At 68.4% G+C, this 17,266-nt stretch carries 17 protein-coding genes; 9 read left to right on the forward strand and 8 right to left on the reverse strand.

The annotated features are described in order from the left end of the window. Positions 1-308 precede the first annotated feature (308 nt). Complete coding sequence (locus GFH49_RS28970) at positions 309-1,235, reverse strand: DUF3027 domain-containing protein (protein WP_155059014.1); 927 nt, start codon at positions 1,233-1,235, stop codon at positions 309-311. Positions 1,236-1,653: 418 nt separating this feature from the next. Between GFH49_RS28970 and GFH49_RS28975 the strand changes: the two genes are divergently transcribed. The 4 genes from GFH49_RS28975 (at position 1,654) to GFH49_RS28990 (ending at position 5,255) form a co-directional block, all read left to right on the forward strand. Beyond that, on the forward strand, positions 1,654-3,078 hold the full coding sequence (locus GFH49_RS28975; protein ID WP_155059015.1) for an MFS transporter: 1,425 nt from the start codon (positions 1,654-1,656) through the stop codon (positions 3,076-3,078). 140 nt (positions 3,079-3,218) lie between these two features. Further along, complete coding sequence (locus tag GFH49_RS28980; protein WP_408055965.1) at positions 3,219-3,704, forward strand: DUF2771 domain-containing protein; 486 nt, start codon at positions 3,219-3,221, stop codon at positions 3,702-3,704. Then, a complete protein-coding gene (locus GFH49_RS28985) occupies positions 3,674-4,417 on the forward strand; it encodes a futalosine hydrolase (protein ID WP_155059016.1) in 744 nt (247 codons plus the stop codon). The genes GFH49_RS28980 and GFH49_RS28985 overlap by 31 nt, the downstream gene beginning before the upstream one ends. Further along, positions 4,404-5,255, forward strand: a complete 852-nt coding sequence (locus GFH49_RS28990; protein WP_155059017.1) for a 1,4-dihydroxy-6-naphtoate synthase — start codon at positions 4,404-4,406, stop codon at positions 5,253-5,255. The genes GFH49_RS28985 and GFH49_RS28990 overlap by 14 nt, the downstream gene beginning before the upstream one ends. Positions 5,256-5,280: 25 nt before the next feature. Here GFH49_RS28990 and GFH49_RS41260 read toward each other — a convergent pair whose 3' ends face one another. The 3 genes from GFH49_RS41260 to GFH49_RS29005 all read right to left on the reverse strand — a co-directional run bounded on the left by GFH49_RS41260 (position 5,281) and on the right by GFH49_RS29005 (position 7,798). Beyond that, positions 5,281-5,664: a cold-shock protein gene (locus GFH49_RS41260; protein ID WP_155059018.1), complete on the reverse strand. Its 384-nt coding sequence runs from the start codon at positions 5,662-5,664 to the stop codon at positions 5,281-5,283. A gap of 159 nt (positions 5,665-5,823) precedes the next feature. Then, positions 5,824-6,297, reverse strand: coding sequence for a recombinase family protein (locus tag GFH49_RS41760; protein WP_328288297.1), 474 nt, complete (start codon positions 6,295-6,297; stop codon positions 5,824-5,826). Between the two features lie 349 nt (positions 6,298-6,646). Beyond that, positions 6,647-7,798, reverse strand: a complete 1,152-nt coding sequence (locus tag GFH49_RS29005) for a helix-turn-helix domain-containing protein (RefSeq protein ID WP_155059020.1) — start codon at positions 7,796-7,798, stop codon at positions 6,647-6,649. A 181-nt stretch (positions 7,799-7,979) separates the two neighbouring features. Here GFH49_RS29005 and GFH49_RS29010 point away from each other — a divergent pair, with 181 nt between their 5' ends. Beyond that, a complete protein-coding gene (locus GFH49_RS29010; RefSeq protein WP_230396560.1) occupies positions 7,980-8,183 on the forward strand; it encodes a DUF6415 family natural product biosynthesis protein in 204 nt (67 codons plus the stop codon). Positions 8,184-8,571: 388 nt separating this feature from the next. Here GFH49_RS29010 and GFH49_RS29015 read toward each other — a convergent pair whose 3' ends face one another. Beyond that, positions 8,572-10,230, reverse strand: a complete 1,659-nt coding sequence (locus GFH49_RS29015) for a recombinase family protein (RefSeq protein WP_155059022.1) — start codon at positions 10,228-10,230, stop codon at positions 8,572-8,574. Positions 10,231-10,439: 209 nt separating this feature from the next. On the opposite strand from GFH49_RS29015, the gene GFH49_RS29020 reads away from it, so the two are divergent. Beyond that, positions 10,440-10,688 (forward strand): hypothetical protein, encoded by a 249-nt coding sequence (locus GFH49_RS29020; RefSeq protein ID WP_155059023.1) that lies wholly within the window; start codon positions 10,440-10,442, stop codon positions 10,686-10,688. Here GFH49_RS29020 and GFH49_RS29025 read toward each other — a convergent pair. Both GFH49_RS29025 and GFH49_RS29030 read right to left on the reverse strand, forming a co-directional pair. Beyond that, a complete protein-coding gene (locus tag GFH49_RS29025) occupies positions 10,667-11,317 on the reverse strand; it encodes an HAD family hydrolase (RefSeq protein WP_155059024.1) in 651 nt (216 codons plus the stop codon). The two genes, GFH49_RS29020 and GFH49_RS29025, sit on opposite strands and share 22 nt — an antisense overlap. 52 nt (positions 11,318-11,369) lie before the next feature. Then, a complete protein-coding gene (locus tag GFH49_RS29030; RefSeq protein WP_155059025.1) occupies positions 11,370-12,431 on the reverse strand; it encodes a hypothetical protein in 1,062 nt (353 codons plus the stop codon). 185 nt (positions 12,432-12,616) lie between these two features. On the opposite strand from GFH49_RS29030, the gene GFH49_RS29035 reads away from it, so the two are divergent. The 3 genes from GFH49_RS29035 (at position 12,617) to GFH49_RS29040 (ending at position 15,935) form a co-directional block, all read left to right on the forward strand. Continuing rightward, positions 12,617-15,163 (forward strand): helicase-associated domain-containing protein, encoded by a 2,547-nt coding sequence (locus GFH49_RS29035; RefSeq protein ID WP_155059026.1) that lies wholly within the window; start codon positions 12,617-12,619, stop codon positions 15,161-15,163. A gap of 302 nt (positions 15,164-15,465) precedes the next feature. Next, a complete protein-coding gene (locus GFH49_RS41075) occupies positions 15,466-15,594 on the forward strand; it encodes a hypothetical protein (protein ID WP_268867531.1) in 129 nt (42 codons plus the stop codon). A gap of 110 nt (positions 15,595-15,704) precedes the next feature. Beyond that, entirely contained in the window at positions 15,705-15,935 is a 231-nt protein-coding gene (locus GFH49_RS29040; protein WP_155059027.1) for a hypothetical protein, read from the forward strand. On the opposite strand, the gene istB is transcribed toward GFH49_RS29040, so the two are convergent. Continuing rightward, complete coding sequence (gene istB, locus GFH49_RS29045; RefSeq protein WP_155059028.1) at positions 15,904-17,133, reverse strand: IS21-like element helper ATPase IstB; 1,230 nt, start codon at positions 17,131-17,133, stop codon at positions 15,904-15,906. The genes GFH49_RS29040 and istB overlap by 32 nt on opposite strands. Between the last annotated feature and the right edge of the window lie 133 nt (positions 17,134-17,266).

Here is a 17,266-nt window from a genome sequence, read left to right on the forward strand (position 1 = left end):
CACACACCACCGGGACTGCGCCCCTTCAACCCCACCAGGAGCCGCCCGGCACCCCCGAGGCTCCACCCCCGCACACCACTTGGACTGCGCCCCTTCAACCCCACCAGGAGACTCCCGCCCCCTCCACCCCGCGAGGCTCCACCCCCCACTCCCCCGGGGCTCCGCCCCTTCAACCCCGCCAGGAGGCTTCCGCACCCTCCACCCCCGCGGGGCTCCGCCTCCGCACACCACCGGGGCTCCGCCCTTGACCCCCGTCGGCCTACGGCCTCGTCCTCAAACGCCGGACGGGCCGGGATGCTCGTGTGGGGCTACGAGTGGCCCAGTTCCACGGATTCCTCGTCCGCGCCAACCGGCACCGATCCGGAATCCGGGGACGGCCGTAGGGGGAAGGGGTCGAGGCGGGTCTCGTCGATGACAGGGGGGGCCGGGCGGGGGGGCTTGGGCATCACTGCTGCCTCGGAGTGGCCACCGCAGCCGTACGCGAGGGACACGATCCGGCCGTCCGCGGGGGAGAACTCGTTCGCGCAGACGCCGAAGGCCTGTCCCATCGTCCCGCCGATGGGTGCGAGGAAGCCGCAGGTCACGCAGGACGCGGGGGCCGCCTGGGCCATGGCGGTCTTGGGGCCGTAGGCCTCCTCCCAGCGGTCGGCGGCGACATGGAGGCCGTAGCGGGACAGGACGCGGGCCCGGCGCATGCCGAGTTCCTCCGCGACCGCGGCGATCGAGCCGCGCGAGGGAGCCACGGTGAGGTTCGCCGGCGGGCCCGCCGTCACCTCCGCGTCCTCCGCCTCGACCAGCTCCGCCATCTCGTGGGACACGGCGGAGTTGGGCAGCGGCTCGTCCTCGCCGGAGTAGCCGGGCTCCAGGCGCAGATCCTCCGCGTCGGTGGGGAGCAGATCGCCGGGGCCCATGTCGCCGGGGCGCAGCCGCTCACTCCACGGCACCCACTCAGGGGCCAGCAGCGCGTCCGGGCCGGGGAGCAGCACCACCTCGTCCAGCGTGACGAACTTGGCCCGGGAGGCACGGGCGACCGTCACGGCCCACCGCCAGCCGCGGTACCCGGGCTCCTTGCACTCGAAGTAGTGCGTGATGACGCGGTCACCCTCCGAGACGAGTCCCGCGTGCTCGCCGACGACTCCTGGCGCGGCGGCCTCCTCGGCGGCGGCGCGGGCGAGGTCGACGGCCTCGGCACACAGGCGGTCGGGGGTGCGGCTTCGCGTGGTCGCTGCGCTCACAGGTATCGCTTCTCTCCTACGCCGTCTCTCGGGTGCGCCCTTGCCTGACGACGGTCGGGCGGGACGGAGCGGACCTCGGGGCCGCGTCGACGTCCATGCCCGATCGTGCTCGGGCGCACCTGCTCCATCCATTCTGCGGGATGACCGAGAGGCGCGCGGCCGAGAACGTTCGCCATGACGCGCTACGCACGCTACCTGTTCGCCGCCGCTGGGCCTACACCGACGTTGGGTTTCCGTCGGCTCTTCCGAGCAGGGGTGTTCGCGGGGGTGTTCGCGGGGGTGCTCCATGCGCCTTCCGCTGATCGATACAGCTTCGCGTCCCTTTGGGGGGCGCTGCTGCGACCGTCGCTGCGCAAAAGTGCGGCGTATCCGGACCGTATACGCACTACGCACGCCCATCTCGGGGCACTATGGCGGAATGGCAGGCACAAGGACGCCCCACGGTTCCACGCGTGTCGGTGGGGTCAAGGGGAGCATCCGACGCAGCGGGTCCAGCCGGGTGGGCGGGCCGTTGCGTTCGGTCGGGCGTGCCCTGCATCTGCCGGTGACAGGCACAGCCCGCGGTATCCGCAAGGCGACGCATGCGCACGGTGCGGGCGAGTCCGGCCTCGGCAAGCTGATCGAGCTGCACGCGGTGAACGGCGCCGGCGACGTCATGATCACCGTGGCCCTCGCCTCCACCGTCTTCTTCTCGGTGCCGACCGACGAGGCCCGCGGCCGGGTCGCGCTCTACCTCGGCATCACCATGGCACCGTTCGCCCTCCTCGCCCCGGTGATCGGCCCGCTGCTCGACCGGATCCCGCACGGCCGCCGCGCGGCGATGGCGACGGCGATGCTCGCCCGGGCGCTGCTCGCGCTGATCCTGGCCGGCGCCGTCAGCTCCGGCTCCCTGGAGCTGTACCCGGCGGCGCTGGGCGTACTGGTCGCGTCCAAGGCGTACGGCGTGGTCAGAAGTGCCGTCGTGCCCCGGCTCCTGCCACCCCGTTTCTCCCTGGTGAAGGCCAACTCACGGGTCACCCTCGGCGGGCTCCTCGCCACCGGCGTGGCCGCGCCGGTCGGAGCGGGCCTGCAGTCCATCGGGGACCGCTGGCCCCTCTACGGCGCCTTCGTGATCTTCGTCGCCGGTACGATCCTCTCCTTCTCCCTGCCGCCGAAGGTCGACTCGTCGAAGGGCGAGGACACCGCCCTGCTCGCCGCCGACGAGGAGCATCTGCACGGCCCGCGCCGCAAGTACGCCAAGCGTCCCGGGCTGCGCACCGTCGGTATCGCCGTCACCCACGCCCTCGGCGCCAACGCCGCCCTGCGCTGTCTCTCCGGCTTCCTGATCTTCTTCCTGGCGTTCCTGCTGCGCGAGCATCCGCTGACCGGTGAGAGCGCGGCGGTGTCGCTGGGCATAGTGGCGGTCTCGGCGGGCGCGGGCAACGCGATCGGTACGGCGGTCGGGGCGGGGCTCAGGTCACGCGCACCGGAGATCATCATCGTGACGGTGGTGGCGTTCGTGCTCGGCGTGGCGATCACGGCGGCGATCTTCTTCGGCGCGGCTTTCGTGGCGTGTCTGACGGCCGCCGCCGGGTTCGCGCAGGCGCTGTCCAAACTGTCCCTGGACGCGCTGATCCAGCGAGACGTACCGGAGACGGTCCGCACCTCCGCGTTCGCCCGTTCCGAGACGGTGCTGCAGGTGGCGTGGGTGTTCGGCGGTGCGGTCGGCATCGTCCTCCCCCTCAATGGCACCTTCGGCCTCTCGGTGGCCGCCGCCATCGTCGCCGCCGGCTGGCTGACCACGGTCCACGGCCTGCTCCGCTCGGCCCGGCAGGGCGGCACCCCGCGGACGCGCGTGGCGTGAGGTCCATCAGTCACGTGAGGGCCATCAGCCACGTGAGAGCCACGAGCCCGTGAGAGCCACGAGCCCGTGAGGTCCGCGAGCAGCGGCACGCCGTACCCCCGCATGGCAGCCCGGCAGGACGTGCCCGATAGCCTTCGCCCATGACCATGCAATCCGCTGTGCGACGCCGCCGCGCCGTCGCCGCCGCCGGCGCCGTTTCCGCCGGACTGCTCGTCCTGTCGGCCTGTGACAAGCCGACCCCGATGTCCACGGTCACCGTCGGCACCTCCACGATCAGCGAGGAGGCCACCTGCGGCGGTGAGGGCGAGGTCCTTCCGTCCGCGGAGGTGACGAAGTGCCTGGATGAGACGGACATCGAGTCGATCACCGTGGACCCGGACGAGACCGTGCGCTTCGGCGTCGACCCGGAGGTCGCCGACAAGCGCTGGACGATCCTGATGAACGGTCAGCCGCTCACCGAGGACAGCGACAAGACGTACCGCACGGTCCCGGGCAGCGTGTTCTTCAACGCCCAGTACGGCGCGCAGGGCAACTCGACCCTCGTCTCCATCCGGGCGGCCGACGGTGAGAAGGACAGCAACACGGTCACCGGCCTGTGGTCCTTCACGCTGAAGAAGGACGACTGACCACGCCTGCCGTACGCGTCCTCGTAGCCACCGCCGTCCCGGCCGAACGGGACGCGGTGGCACGGGCGTTCACGAAGTTCCCAGGGACACCTGGAACCCCGGGAGCACCGGGGACACCGGGCACCCCGGGGACACCGGGCGCCATCCTCGCCGTCGGCGTCGGCCCCGCCCGCGCCGCCGCCGCCACCGCCACGGCCCTCGCGGGAACCCCGTACGACCTGGTGATCTCGGCCGGAATCGGCGGCGGCTTCCAGCCGTACGCCCCCGTCGGCTCCCTCGTCGTCGCCGACGAGATCACCGCCGCCGACCTGGGCGCCGAGACGCCCGACGGCTTTCTGCCGGTCACGGAACTGGGCTTCGGCGCGGTCACCCACCGTCCACCGGAATCACTCGTACGAGAGTTCGCGGCGGCCACCGGAGCCCGTACCGGCGCGGTACTCACCGTCTCCACCGTCACCGGCACCGCCACCCGCGCCGCCGCCCTGCTCGAACGCCATCCGACCGCGCTCGCCGAGGCGATGGAGGGCTTCGGCGTCGCCGAGGCGGCCATCGCGCACGGCGTTCCCGTGCTGGAGATCCGTGCCGTCTCCAACCCCGTCGGCCCGCGCGACCGCGCCGCCTGGCGCATCGGCGAAGCGCTGGCCGCGCTGACGGAGGCCTTCGGGAAGCTCGCACCCCTCCTGGAGAGTTGGAACCCACATGACCACCGGTGAGCCACTGCGGATCGCGTACTCCCCCTGCCCGAACGACACCTTCGTCTTCGACGCCCTCGCCCACGGCCGCGTCCCCGGCGCCCCCGCGCTCGACGTGACCTTCGCGGACATCGACATCACCAACGGCATGGCCGAGCGCGGCGAGTTCGACGTGCTGAAGGTGTCGTACGCCGTCCTGCCGTACGTCCTCGACGAGTACCGGCTGCTGCCGTGCGGGGGCGCGCTGGGCCGGGGTTGCGGGCCGCTGGTGCTGACGCGGGAGGCGGGGGCCGACCTCACGGGCCGTACGGTCGCCGTGCCGAGCGAGAAGTCGACGGCGTATCTGCTGTTCCGCCTGTGGGCCGCCGACACGCTGCCCGCCGGGGTCGGCGAGATCGTGGTGCTGCCGTTCCACGAGATCATGCCCGCCGTACGGGACGGAAAGATCGACGCGGGACTCGTCATCCACGAGGCGCGCTTCACGTACCGGAACTACGGCCTGCACAAGCTCGCCGACATGGGCGAGCACTGGGAGCACACCACCGGGCTGCCGATCCCGCTCGGCGCGATCGTCGCGAAGCGGTCGCTGGGCGCGGACACGCTGCGACTGCTCGCCGAATCCGTCCGCACGTCCGTCAAGGCCGCCTGGGACGACCCCGAGGCCTCCCGCCCGTACGTCATGGAACACGCCCAGGAAATGGACCCGTCCGTCGCCGACCAGCACATCGGCCTGTATGTCAACGAGTTCACCCACGACCTCGGCGTGGACGGCTACGCAGCGGTCAGGGGGCTGCTGACCCGCGCCGCGGCCGAGGGGCTGGTGCCGCCCCTCGGACCGGGTGCGCTGGATTTCCCGTAGCGGTTCGCTATACGTCCGAGGTTCGCTATACGTCCAACTGGTCGGCGACAGCGCGGAGCAGCCCGGCGATCTTCTTGCCGGCGGCCTTGTCGGGGTAGCGGCCCCTCTCCAGCATCGGCGTGACGTTCTCAAGGAGGGTCGTCAGATCCTGGACGATGGAGGCCAGCTCGTCCGGCTTCTTGCGAGTGGCGGCCGCGACGGACGGGGTCGGGTCAAGAATCGTCACCGAGAGCGCCTGGTCACCGCGCTGCCCGGCGACGACCCCGAACTCGACTCGCTGGCCCGGCTTGAGCGTCTCGACTCCGGCGGGGAGGACCGAGGAATGAACGAAGACGTCGCCGCCGTCGTCACGGGAGAGAAAGCCGAAGCCCTTCTCACTGTTGAACCACTTGACCTTGCCAGTCGGCAAAGCACACACTCCCTCGATCGCTCCCGGACTGGCCGGACACCCTTGATCTGCCGTTGAGACAGCCTACCGGGGGTCTCTCCAGCCGAACACGCCTTAAAACGAGACTGAGCCCCTACCAGTGAAGGCAGAGGCTCAAAGTGGTGCAGGAAGCGTGAGGGGCTAGCCAATGTGCCGGTAGAGCGTGGCGCGGGAGAGTCCGAGAGCCTTGGCAATGGCAGTGATGCTCTCCCCCTTGGCCTTACGAGCCTTTGCGACAGTCAGCACGTCCTCAGTGATGACGGTAGGACGTCCACCGGTACGCCCCTGAGCCTTGGCAGCATCGAGACCAGCACGAGTGCGCTCAACGATCATGTCTCGCTCAAGCTCAGCAAAGGCAACCATCATCGTAAAGAAGAACTTGCCTTCCCCCTTGGGCGAGTAGTTACTAGCCGGAATCCCGACTAGGGGGGTAGTCGGAAAACCGGCTAGGGGTAGTCGGAATCCCGACCAGGAGGTAGACGGAATCCCGGCTACAAACAATAAGTAAAGAACTAGAAGAAGTAACAAGACGAATGGAACAACCGCTGCACCTGGCGTAGCCAGGGACAGCGAATGATTAAAGGGAGAGTGATTCAGTAGACCAGGGAAAACCAAAGGGTAGAGAGATTGGGCTACCCCTGGTTGAGACTAATACCCGCCTTCGGCGGATTAGGTTTCTCCTCTGGTTTACTGATTAGACATCCCCCGACTTCTTCATTGCTATTCCACTGGATATGGAATATCCCAGCCGGCTGGGGTACATTAATCCCCTTAGAAATGTCATTGAATAAGGCTACCGAATAGCAATTCCAAAGGAATTCCAGCCGTGACATCTAGTTTTCTGGGTAGTTCACGGGGGAACTCGACTAGGTGGAGTTACTCCTGTCTAGCGGCCTCTGAGTTATGAGGAGAAAACTCCGAGTTTCCAGCAACGCTCAGAATCGCTAGGGAGTTACTTGTCTGGCTACGACTCAATAGCCTTGAGTCCCTGGTATGCCTCTCTCAGGTCTGCGCTCTCTGGAAGCTGTCGAGCCTCTACAGCCTTCACCACTTCCAGCGCACGCCAGTGATTCGAGGGGACCACACGGCCGGACAGAATAGCTTTCTGCGCCGAGTCGCACGCTTCGTCTAGCCGGTCTTCCTTGAGGAGTACCAAGGCAAGGTCGATATTCGCTGAAGCCACACGCCTAGGCCACTTGGTCACGTCGTCACTCGGACTCAGCCTCTTGATTACTTCCCTGGCGTACGGCTCTGCCGCTACGTCTCCGAGCCAAGCAAGGGTTGTAGCCGTATAGGACAGAGCCTTTGCAGGGTCGTACCTGTAATGATGCTCTGGCGTATCAGGGGAGCCGATAGCCGCAGAGAGAGCCTGTACCCGCTCAATGGCTGAGTAGGTCTCTGTCGACTCCCCTAGCCGTGCATTCGCTCTTCCCTCTTGGGCTGTCGCCTGAATCATTGCTGAGCTAGTAGCGGGAGCTATCTCCTGTGCGGCTCGGGAGAGGTCAACAGCCTGTACGTAATCCCCATCGGTAAGGACTCTCCAAGCCTCAGTCTCGAAACACCATGCCTCAATCTCAGGATGCCCGGCTTCCCTAGCTAGCGTTGCTGCTGTCTCCAGTCGAGCCGTAGCGGCATCGTCTTGCATCAGGTCGATATGGACCGTGGCACCCAGGAGAGAAAGCCAACCCCCGACTACCAACAAGCGTCGGTGCTCAGACAGAGTCTTCTTACTGTCCAAGAGCTTGACGACATACGCGGAGTGCTTCCGTACGTGCCTCAACAGCTCTGCCGGATCAGCCTTTGGGTACGCCATGGCCAGACCGTCAAAGGCACGTTCCAGCCGTTCAAGGGTGGCGTTCCCTACGTCGCTTGCCTGTACGCGTCGGGCAAGTTCCCATGCGTCCATCTCATCGTCATGAGAGCCGCTGTCTTCCACGGAGAGGGAGAGGCCGAGGTATTCGTTAAGAGCCACGGTCAACTCAGCAGAGGGAGCCTGTTTCCCATTGAGTACCCGGCTCAGATAGGCAACGTCGTAATGGAGTTCCTTGGCTGCACCTCTCAGGCTCTTCCCCTGTGCCTTGAGTGCGCTCCGTACCTCTGACCCGAAGTCGACCATGGTGCAGCTCCCGTTGACTGTTGACGTCCATCGTAGTCAACGCTGGTCAACTGCCCTATGGCGTACGCAGATCGGTTGGGTGGACGGACGCATAACCCCACCGACCACAGGAGCCGTCATGGCACGCCGTACCGCCGCAGAGGCCACAGGGAGCAAGCCCGTTCCCCTCGACCTACAGACGATGCGTGAGACGGCCGCACGGCTGCTCTCAGAGGATGCTGTACCGCGCGCATGCGCTCTGGCGTGCGTAGGAGAGGCCCGTATGAGGCTGAGGCTGGAACCCTCCAACGGCACCCTTCCGGCCGCTGTGGCGCACGCTCAGAAGCTCGCACGGTCCGTCAGAGCCCTTGCCGACCACTACGTGACGCTCGGGGGTGAGCAGTGACTCAGACCCTTCACGTCTGCCGGTACTGCGATGGACTGATCACAGAGCCAGGGGACGCGGTAGCCGTAGCCCACGAACTAGGCATGTCCGGCCCCGGTTGGACGGTATGGGCACACAGGGAACACGCTCACCTGGTGGAGCCGGATGAGGCTCCCATTCGCATCCTGGCGCGCGTCCTGGTGGCCAAGCTGACTTCCCCTGATGCCGCATGGCGTAAGGAGTCCTAGCGGCTACTGCCTCCCCCGTAGGGAGCCTCAGGCACGAGAGAGACCAGACCACCCAGGAATTAAATTCAATTAATAAAGGTAGGGGGTCGAATTCATAAACAAATAGGGAAAAGAATAAGGCCCCGCTATTCAGCGGAGCCTTTTCTTTATGCCTCTTTCTTTTACGCCGCTTCGAGTTCCTTTAGGAATGCGGGGACTGGTTCCAATTCCAGGCCAGGGAATTCCCTCAACTCGGGGTTAGTCCAGTGCGGCGGTACGTTCTGGCCAATCAATAGCCGGTCCATTCCCTCTTCCTTATTCAGGCTGAGTTCCTGCGCCATGGTCTGGATATCGCCCAGGTCCATTACCATTGCCCGGTCATTCTGATTTACGCCTTTATCCCAAGCCCATACCTTTACCTCATACGTGCGGAGGAATTCCCTACGGTCTTCCTGGTCTTTGGCTTCCCAGACTTCCCCGTACTTCTTACCCGTGGCTTTCAGTGTGGGGTTAGCCCTTTCCTCTTCCTGCTTAGCCAGGAGAGCGACCTTTGCGGAAAGTCCCTTGTGCATCCGCATGTACGACTCTTCCTGTCCCTCTCCGTCGTACTCTCCAGCCATGTACTTAGCTTCGAGGTTTTCCAGGCGCGCCCTGGTCTCCTGGAGTTCCCTTGCCTGAGAGGGACCCTTACCGGCTCGCTCGTACATGTCCCACGTACCTACGCTGTCACGTACAGCCTGGTCAACCCACGTGTCCAGGAGATCAGCACGGACGTAGAGACCCTGCGCGCACGCTCCGCCCTTGAATTTGTTGGAGCAGCGGTAATACCTGTGTCCCGGAATTCGTTCTCCGTCTTTCCTGGTGTGCCCGGAATTCAGAAGAGAAGTAACCGGCGCTCCGCAATTGCCACACCGAGCAATACCAGCAAGCAGGCTCTTAGCACCCGTACGACTTTCCGCCCCTACAGGCTTGGGAGCCGGTTTAATCCTGTCGACCAGGTCTGTCCATTCATCCATAGAAGCCAAAGGCTTTTCAGGAAGAATCACCGGCTCTCCCTGGTCATCCAGAACAGCCTCACCCTTATAGGCGTAGATACCAGGAACCCAAGAGGAACGGATGAATTTATTGATGATGGTTGATTGCCACTGAGTTCCCTTGGTCTCCTCCCCCTTCAATTTCCTGAGGTGATCTCCCCATGTGAGTACGCCCCGGCCGTTGAAGTCTCGGGCAATCCTGTGTGTGGACTGTCCCTCACGAACACGAGTAAAGATCTCTTCCACGTAGGGATAGAAGTCCTGGTCAATCTCCAGAACCTTCCTCCTGCCACCCTCTACGGCTTTGATGCGGTAGCCGGTAGGCGGAGCACCTGTGAGCCAGGAACGGTTCTCTAGGCGGCTCTGTACGCCGTTGAGGATGCGTGCCTGGATTGTGTCCCACTCAGCCTCAGCGAATACGGCTGTCATGCGAGCCATCATCTTGCCTTGGGGAGTCGAGAGGTCGAACCCCTCTTCAACACAGACGATGAACTTCCCGTTTTCCTGCGCCCACTCCAAGAGTTCGTTGAAGTGCATCGAGCGACGCGTAAGCCTGTCCATCTTGGCCGCAATGATCACGTCGAACTCATCGGCTCGGGACGTGAGCCAGCGTCCTAGCTTGGGGCGCTTGAAGGGGCTCATCGAGCCTGAGACGTCCGTGTCCTCTGCCTCGCCCACCAGGACGCCGGACAGGTGCGGAGAGCTGACGTGGTGTCGGATCACGCCACGCTGCCACTCGATGGACGTCGAGCCGTCCGAGTCGGCAGACAGGCGGAGACAGGCGAGGTAGCGCAGACCAGGTGTCATGAGGGGAGGCTAGCGGAGTCTGTGTGCCTAGGTAACCGGCTTGGCCTTGCCGGTGGGCACGTCTGTCCTCGTCCTCGTACTCGTCGGAAAACTGCTTGATAGCACTGGGGCGGGTCGTCGGGACCCGCCGGTACCAAAGCTAATGCTCTTCGACCCGGTGACAAGACGTCACCCGGTTGTTCCTTCGCGCAGGGAACTACCCTGGTCGGGTGCGTGACAAAACCCAAACGAATTCCGCCGCGCCCGGCGACCGACTGATCCGCGCCGGAGCCGTCGTCTTCTTCGCCGGTGCCGTGGCCACACTCGTCACCGTGGCCCCGCTTCTCCTCGGTACGACGCCATTTCCGACGTACATGTTCGGATTGAGCATGCTCATGGGCGTCGGGTTCCTGGTGGCGGGGGCCGGCGTCTTCCAGTCGATCGCGGCCGGCCGCCGTCAGGCGCGCACCGGGCGGTAGTCCGCGAGCCAGGCCGGGAAGTGGGTGAGGTCCGGCAGGACCACATCCGCACCGGCCGCCCGCAGCGCGTCGCCGTCGCACGGCCCGGTCGTGACGCCGACGGACAGCGCTTCGGCGGTACGCGCCCCGCGCACATCGCCGATGTGGTCGCCGACGTACACCGCCGCACCGTGCTCGCGCAGCGCCTGGGCCTTCTGCTCGGCCCACAGGTCGCCGATCACCGCGTCCGCGTCGATGCCCAGATGCTCCAGATGCAGCTTGGCGTTGGGCTCGTACTTGGCGGTGACGACGATCGCCCGGCCGCCGGCCGCGCGCACGGCGGCTATCGCCTCACGGGCGCCGGGCAGGGCGGGCGTGGCGGCGATGGCGATCGTCGGGTACATCGAGCGGTACAGATCGCCCATCTCCGCCACGTGCTCCGCCGGGAACCAGTTGATCAACTCCTCCGCGAGCGGCGGCCCGAGCCGGGTGACCACCAGATCGGCGTCGATGAACGTGCCCGTCCGCTCGGCGAGCGCCGTGAAGCAGGCGTGGATGCCGGGCCGCGAGTCGATCAGCGTCATGTCGAGGTCGAAGCCGACGGTGGGGGAGGCGAGGGGAGGCAGGGCGGCAGAGGTCATATGGGCCATTGTGCCCAGGCGGGAGGGCGATCAGGACGTCCGGCCCCCGAGATCGGGATACCTACCGCTGCCGCTGGGAGCGCCACAGCAGGAAGAGCGCGGAGGCGAGGGCGGCGCCCCGGATGACCCACGGCCAGGTCTCGGCGGCGGCGGCGTTCACCTGCCCCTCGGCGATGGGGTCGCCCCACCGCCCCTCGTTGCGTCCCCACAGCCAGACGAGCCCGGCGGCGATCGCCGCGCCCGGCAGCACCATGACCGCCCACTGCCGCTCCGTCGGCGTCAGCCGCCGGGAGGCGTAGGCGATGAGCCAGCCGAAGAGGAGCGCGATGAGGTTCCCCAGCAAGGCGCCGGCGACGAGGAGGGAGGCGCCGAGCAGGAGAAGGGGGTTGCTCCAGCTTCCGGGGCGGGGAAGGCGGAGACGGCGGCGGCGCGCGGACGTGCTCTTCTCGGCCTTCTTCGCGATGTTCACGGCGGCGGGCTCGTCCCGGACGGCCTCCTTCGCCGCCTTATCGGCCTTATTGGTCTTATCGGCCTTCTCCGCTTTCTCCGACTTCTCGGCCTTGTCGGCCTTCTCGGTTTCCTTCGGCGGCGGAGGCTTCAGCAGCTCCGGGATCTCCACTCCGCCGACGAACCCCGGCACCTCGTCCCCGCCCCCGAACGGACTGCTGTCCACGCGCCACCAGTCGGGCTGCATCGCACTGGTCCCGAGTTCGTCGGGACCGGCGAGGTGGGGCGGAGTCGGCGCGTCGGAGGGCCTGTCGTCCTCGACGGGGTCGGCGGGTTCGGCGGGCCGAGGCCGGGGCACCACGCGCCGCAACCCCTTGGACCTGGGCCGCTGCTCCGCCCGGTCCGGCTGTACGGGTACGGAGGCGTCCGGCGTCTGCGGGGCACCGCCGCCGGCACCGGCCGCCGCCACGATCTCGTCGGGGCTGCCCAGCCGGGCGAGGATGCGGCGCACGGCGGCGGGACTGTCCACCGGCGCCTTCGACCGGCGCCGCTCGATCTCGTTCCGCAACTCCGAGACCAGCCGCATCCGGTCGGACGACGGCAGCTGACGCTGCTGCGCCACATCACCGACGCGGCTCAGATACTCGTAGACGACCTGGTCGCTCTCGATCCCCACGAAGTCCCCTCCGGGGCGGGTGTGTTGGATACCCCGTGATGACAGACGTTACCGCCAAGCTGCGGCCATGCGTGCCTCCCCCAGTGCCTTAAAGGCCTGGGCGGACCCCCAGGGCGGCATCAGCGCCGGGCGCCCGCACAGCAGGGGCAACGAAACCGACGTACTCACCCGGTACCGTGATTCGGATGAGCACCGAGGACAAGCCGGCCGCCCCGCGTTCCCTCGCGGAGGCGCTGCGTGGGCGGGACGACGCCGCCCTGGCCGCGCTGCTGCGCAGCCGCCCCGACCTCATCACGCCCGTCCCGACCGACCTCACCCAGCTCGCGACCCGGGCCGGCACCCGCGCGTCCGTCGTCCGTGCCCTGGAGCGGCTGGACCGTTTCGCCCTGCAGACGGCTGAGGCGCTCGCCGTCGCCGCGGACCCGGCGCCGTACGAAGAACTCCTCGGCCTCATGACCGGTGACAAGGGGGACGCGACCGTCGCCGCGGCGCTGCCGCACGCCCTCGCCACCCTGCGCGAGCAGGCCCTCGTCTGGGGCCCCGACGACCGCCTCCGTCTCGTCCGCACCGCCCGCGAACTGCTGTCCCCGTCGCCTCAGCACCCGTCCCCGACCGGCCTGGGCCCGACGGTGCAGGAGGCGACGGCGGGCATGTCGCCGGGGCGTATCCAGGAGATCGTCACGGCGGCCGGGCTGGCGTCCACGCACGACGCGGTCTCGGCGGTGGCCGCGCTGACCGCCCTGTTCAAGGACCGCGAGCGGATGGCGGCCCTGCTGGCCGACGCCCCGGAGGAGTCCCTGGAGGTGCTGCGCCGCCTGGTCTGGGGGCCGCCGTACGGGCAGGTCACCGCCGACCCGGCGCCCCGGCTGCGCCGGCTCCTCGACCGCGGGCTGCTGCTGCCGACGGCGCCCGGGACCGTCGTACTGCCCCGTGAGGTGGCCCTTCATCTGCGCGAGGGCCACGCCCACCGAGCCACCGAGCCGCTGCCGCCTCCCGTCGAGCCCGTCGGCTCCCACCGTCCACAGGTTGTGGACGCGACGGCCGCCGGGCAGGCGTACACGGCACTGGCGACCGTCGAGGAGCTGCTGAAGGACTGGGACGAAGGTGGCCCCGCGGTGCTGCGGGCGGGGGGCTTGAGCGTCCGGGACCTGAAGCGGACGGCCGTCGCCCTGGACGTACCGGAGCCGATCGCGGCGTTCTGGGTGGAACTGGCGTACGCGGCGGGCCTCATCGCGTCGGACGGCGAGGCCGACGAGCGGTACGCGGCGACCCCGGCGTACGACGAGTGGCTGGAGCAGCCCGCCGACCGGCGCTGGGTGCGGCTCGCCGAGGCCTGGCTGGCGGCGACCCGCACGGCGGGACTGGTCGGCGGGCGGGACGCCAAGGACCGCAGTCTGTCGGCCCTCGGCCCGGGCCTGGACCGCTCCGCCGCGCCGGAGGTACGGCACCGGGTGCTGGCCCTGCTCGCCGAACTGCCGGAGGGCGCCGCGCCGTCCGCCGAGTCGGTGCTGGCCCGGCTGCGCTGGGAGCGCCCGCTGCGGGGGCCGCAAAAGGACGACGACCTGCGCACCCGGCTCGCCCGGTGGACGCTCTCGGAGGCGGAACTGCTCGGCGTCACCGGCCGCGGCGCGCTGTCCGCGCACGGGCGGGCGCTGATCGGGGCGCCCGCCGCGAAGCCCGCCGACGACACGCCCTCAGGCCCCGGCGACAAGCTGCCCGTCCATCACAGGCACCACAAGAACCACAAGCACCACGAGGCAGCCGCTGTTCGCGAGCCCCTCACCCCCGCCGAACAGGCCGTCGCCTCGGCGACCGCCGCCCGGCTCCTCGCCCCGCTCCTGCCCGAGCCGCTGGACCACGTCCTCCTCCAGGCCGACCTGACAGCCGTCGCCCCCGGCCCGCTGCAGCGCCCGCTCGCCGACATGCTCGACGTCCTCGCGGACGTGGAGTCCAAGGGCGGGGCGACGGTGTACCGGTTCACCCCCGGCTCCGTACGCCGTGCGCTGGACGTCGGCCGCACCGCCTCCGACCTGCACGCCTTCCTCGCCGCGCACTCGCGTACGCCGATTCCGCAGCCGCTGGCGTATCTGATCGACGACGTGGCCAGGAAACACGGGCAGCTGCGGATCGGCGCGGCGTCGGCGTACGTCCGCTGCGACGACGACGCCCTGCTGAACGAGATCCTCGCCGACAAACGCGCCGCCGCGCTGCACCTGCGACGCCTCGCCCCGACCGTGCTGGCCGCCCAGGCCGGCCCGGCGGCCCTGCTGGAAGGCCTGCGCGCGATGGGATTCGCGCCGGCCGCCGAATCCGCCGAGGGCGACGTCCTGATCACCCGCGCCCACGCCCACCGCACCCCGCCCCGCACGGCCCCGGAGCCGGTCCCGGACGGCCCCCCGGCACCCGACGCGACCCTCCTGTCGGCCGCGATCCGCGCGATCCGGGCGGGCGACCTCGCCTCCACGACCCCGCGCAGGCACACCCCCGTGGCGAACGGCGAACTCCCCCGCACCGGCGCCGCCGAGACCCTCGCCACCATGCAGGCCGCCGTCCTCACCGGCGAGGCCCTCTGGATCGGCTACGTGAACGCCGACGGCGCCGCCAGCCAGCGCGTCATCGCCCCGATCCGCGTCGAGGGCGGCTTCGTGACCGCGTACGACCACACCGCGGACGAGGTCCGCACCTACCCCCTCCACCGGATCACCGGCGCCGCGGAACTGGCCGACGACTGAGCGCTCCGCCGGCTGTGCCGATATGCGGCTGTGCCGATATGCGGCTGAGCCGCGGGGGCAGTTCACTGCAGTCGGCCTGATCCGCCGGTCAGGCCCCGGACGTGGCCGCCGCTTCGCTCGTACGGGTGTACGCCCGCGTTCATGCGCGCCACGCCGGACACTTCCCACCGATGAGGGAACGCGCAGGTCATCCGGCATTCCGGGGCGGGGCGGCGGGCAGCCAACGGGTGTCCTGATCAAGTCCGAGCCGCCGGCAACGGGTTCGGGCGAAAGTGCAGTGAAATGAAAGGAAGTCCTCGCCCATGCGTGCAGCCCGTCGAGTCGCCGCTGTCCTGACCGCCACCGCCATGATGATCGGCGCCTTCGCCACCCAGGCCGCGGCCATCGGCATCGATGTCGCCGGCCTGGTCCTCGAAACACCGGCCATCTGACCCGCCCCGCGCCCCTCTCGGGCCGGTCCCGGCAGGTCCGGGCCCGGCCCTCCCCGATCGGCCCACGCTCGCCCCCTCGACCCACCTCCGCGAAAGGCCCCTGACTCCCCATGCGTGACAAGCTCAACCACCGCACCCGTGCCGCCGTCGCCGTGTCCGCCACCGCACTGGTCTCCGCGGCCGCGCTCCTCGCCGCGCTGGCGCCGGAGGCCTCGGCGGCCCCCGCGCTGCCGCTGCCGCTCCCGGCCGCCGGGGCAGGCGGCGAGCCGCTTCTCAACGTCGACGGACACGTCTTCGCCCAACCACTGGTCAACAACCTCGGCCTGCCCACTCTGAAGTAGCCCGGCGCATGCGGTAGCTGTCCCCTTCGAGCCGCACGATCTCGGCGTGGTGGGCCAGCCGGTCCACCATCGCCGGGGCGGCCGGGCCGCCGAACACCTCGTCCCACCGCTCAAGCGGGCGGTCGCCGGTCACGATCAGCGACCCCCGCTCGTAGCGGTGCGCCACCAGCTGGAAGAAGAGCCGGGACGTGTCCGCGTCGAACGGCACGTACCCGATCTCGTCGACGATCAGCACCGGGCAGCCATCCAGCTCGGCCAGCTCCTCCGCGAGCCGGCCCGCGGCCTGCGCCCCGGCCAGCCGTGCGGCCCATCCGGCGGCCGTGTCGAACAGCACCCGGTACCCGGCCTCACAGGCCCGCACCCCGAGCCCGACGGCCAGATGCGTCTTGCCGGTGCCGGGCGGCCCGACGAGCACCACGTTGCCGCGGGCCCCGACGAAGTCCAGCTTGCCGAGCCGCGCCACGGCCTCCCGGTCGAAGACCCGGGGATGCTCGGCGTCGTACTCCTCCAGCAGTTTCCGCGCCGGGAACCCTGCCGCCCGGATCCGCTCCTCGGCCCCCGTCTCGACGGCGGGTGCCCGCGCCTGGCTCGGAATCGGAACGGCGGGCCGTGCGGGCGCGGGCGGCTCGACCCTGTGCCCGTGTTGCTCCCGGCGCTGTACGGACCGCTCGGCATGCGCGGCCATCGGCCCCGACATATACGCCAGGATCGCCGCCGAGACGATGAACGCCATATGGATCACCGTCCCCCACATCAGCGAGTGCCGCGAGGTGTGGTGCACATCCACGAACATCTGCAGCAGATGGACGGAGGAGATGCCCACGATGGCGGTGGCCAGCTTGACCTTCAGCACGTTGGAGTTGACGTGCGAGAGCCATTCCGGCTGGTCGCGGTGGCCCTGGAGACCGATCCGCGAGACGAAGGTCTCGTAGCCGCCGACGATCACCATGATCAGCAGGTTGGCGATCATGACGACGTCGACCAGCTTGAGCACGGCGAGCATGACGTACGTCTCGTTCGCCTGCCCGGTGACGCACCGGAGGATTAAGGTCCACAACTCGTTGAAGAACTTGTAGACATAGACGCCCTGAGCGGCCACGAGGCCGAAGTAGAGCGGCGCCTGAAGCCAGCGAGTGGCGAACAGGGCATAGCCCAGGGTCGTGGGCGGCGTGGACGGATCACGAGTGAGGGAGTGCACGGTCGGCCATTCTTCGCATCCGCCGCCGTACAGGTGAAACCACACCACTCACAGGAATGAATAGACATCCAGTACGACGTGACACCCGCCCCGGCCCCGACCGGGGAACGATCAGGCACACTGGATGTTTGGC

This window comes from Streptomyces blattellae (assembly GCF_009709555.1).
GTDB classification, from domain to species: Bacteria; Actinomycetota; Actinomycetes; order Streptomycetales; family Streptomycetaceae; genus Streptomyces; species Streptomyces blattellae.

What these genes read in the sequence shown, in the direction of transcription:
- GFH49_RS29040 (WP_155059027.1), top strand. Translation starts at nt 15,705, where the DNA reads ATGCGTGACAAGCTCAACCACCGCACCCGTGCCGCCGTCGCCGTGTCC.
- GFH49_RS29010 (WP_230396560.1), top strand. Translation starts at nt 7,980, where the DNA reads ATGCGTGAGACGGCCGCACGGCTGCTCTCAGAGGATGCTGTACCGCGC.
- GFH49_RS29015 (WP_155059022.1), bottom strand. Translation starts at nt 10,230, where the DNA reads ATGACACCTGGTCTGCGCTACCTCGCCTGTCTCCGCCTGTCTGCCGAC.
- GFH49_RS29005 (WP_155059020.1), bottom strand. Translation starts at nt 7,798, where the DNA reads ATGGTCGACTTCGGGTCAGAGGTACGGAGCGCACTCAAGGCACAGGGG.
- GFH49_RS28990 (WP_155059017.1), top strand. Translation starts at nt 4,404, where the DNA reads ATGACCACCGGTGAGCCACTGCGGATCGCGTACTCCCCCTGCCCGAAC.
- GFH49_RS41075 (WP_268867531.1), top strand. Translation starts at nt 15,466, where the DNA reads ATGCGTGCAGCCCGTCGAGTCGCCGCTGTCCTGACCGCCACCGCCATG.
- GFH49_RS28975 (WP_155059015.1), top strand. Translation starts at nt 1,654, where the DNA reads ATGGCAGGCACAAGGACGCCCCACGGTTCCACGCGTGTCGGTGGGGTC.
- GFH49_RS29035 (WP_155059026.1), top strand. Translation starts at nt 12,617, where the DNA reads ATGAGCACCGAGGACAAGCCGGCCGCCCCGCGTTCCCTCGCGGAGGCG.
- GFH49_RS29025 (WP_155059024.1), bottom strand. Translation starts at nt 11,317, where the DNA reads ATGGCCCATATGACCTCTGCCGCCCTGCCTCCCCTCGCCTCCCCCACC.
- GFH49_RS28980 (WP_408055965.1), top strand. Translation starts at nt 3,219, where the DNA reads ATGACCATGCAATCCGCTGTGCGACGCCGCCGCGCCGTCGCCGCCGCC.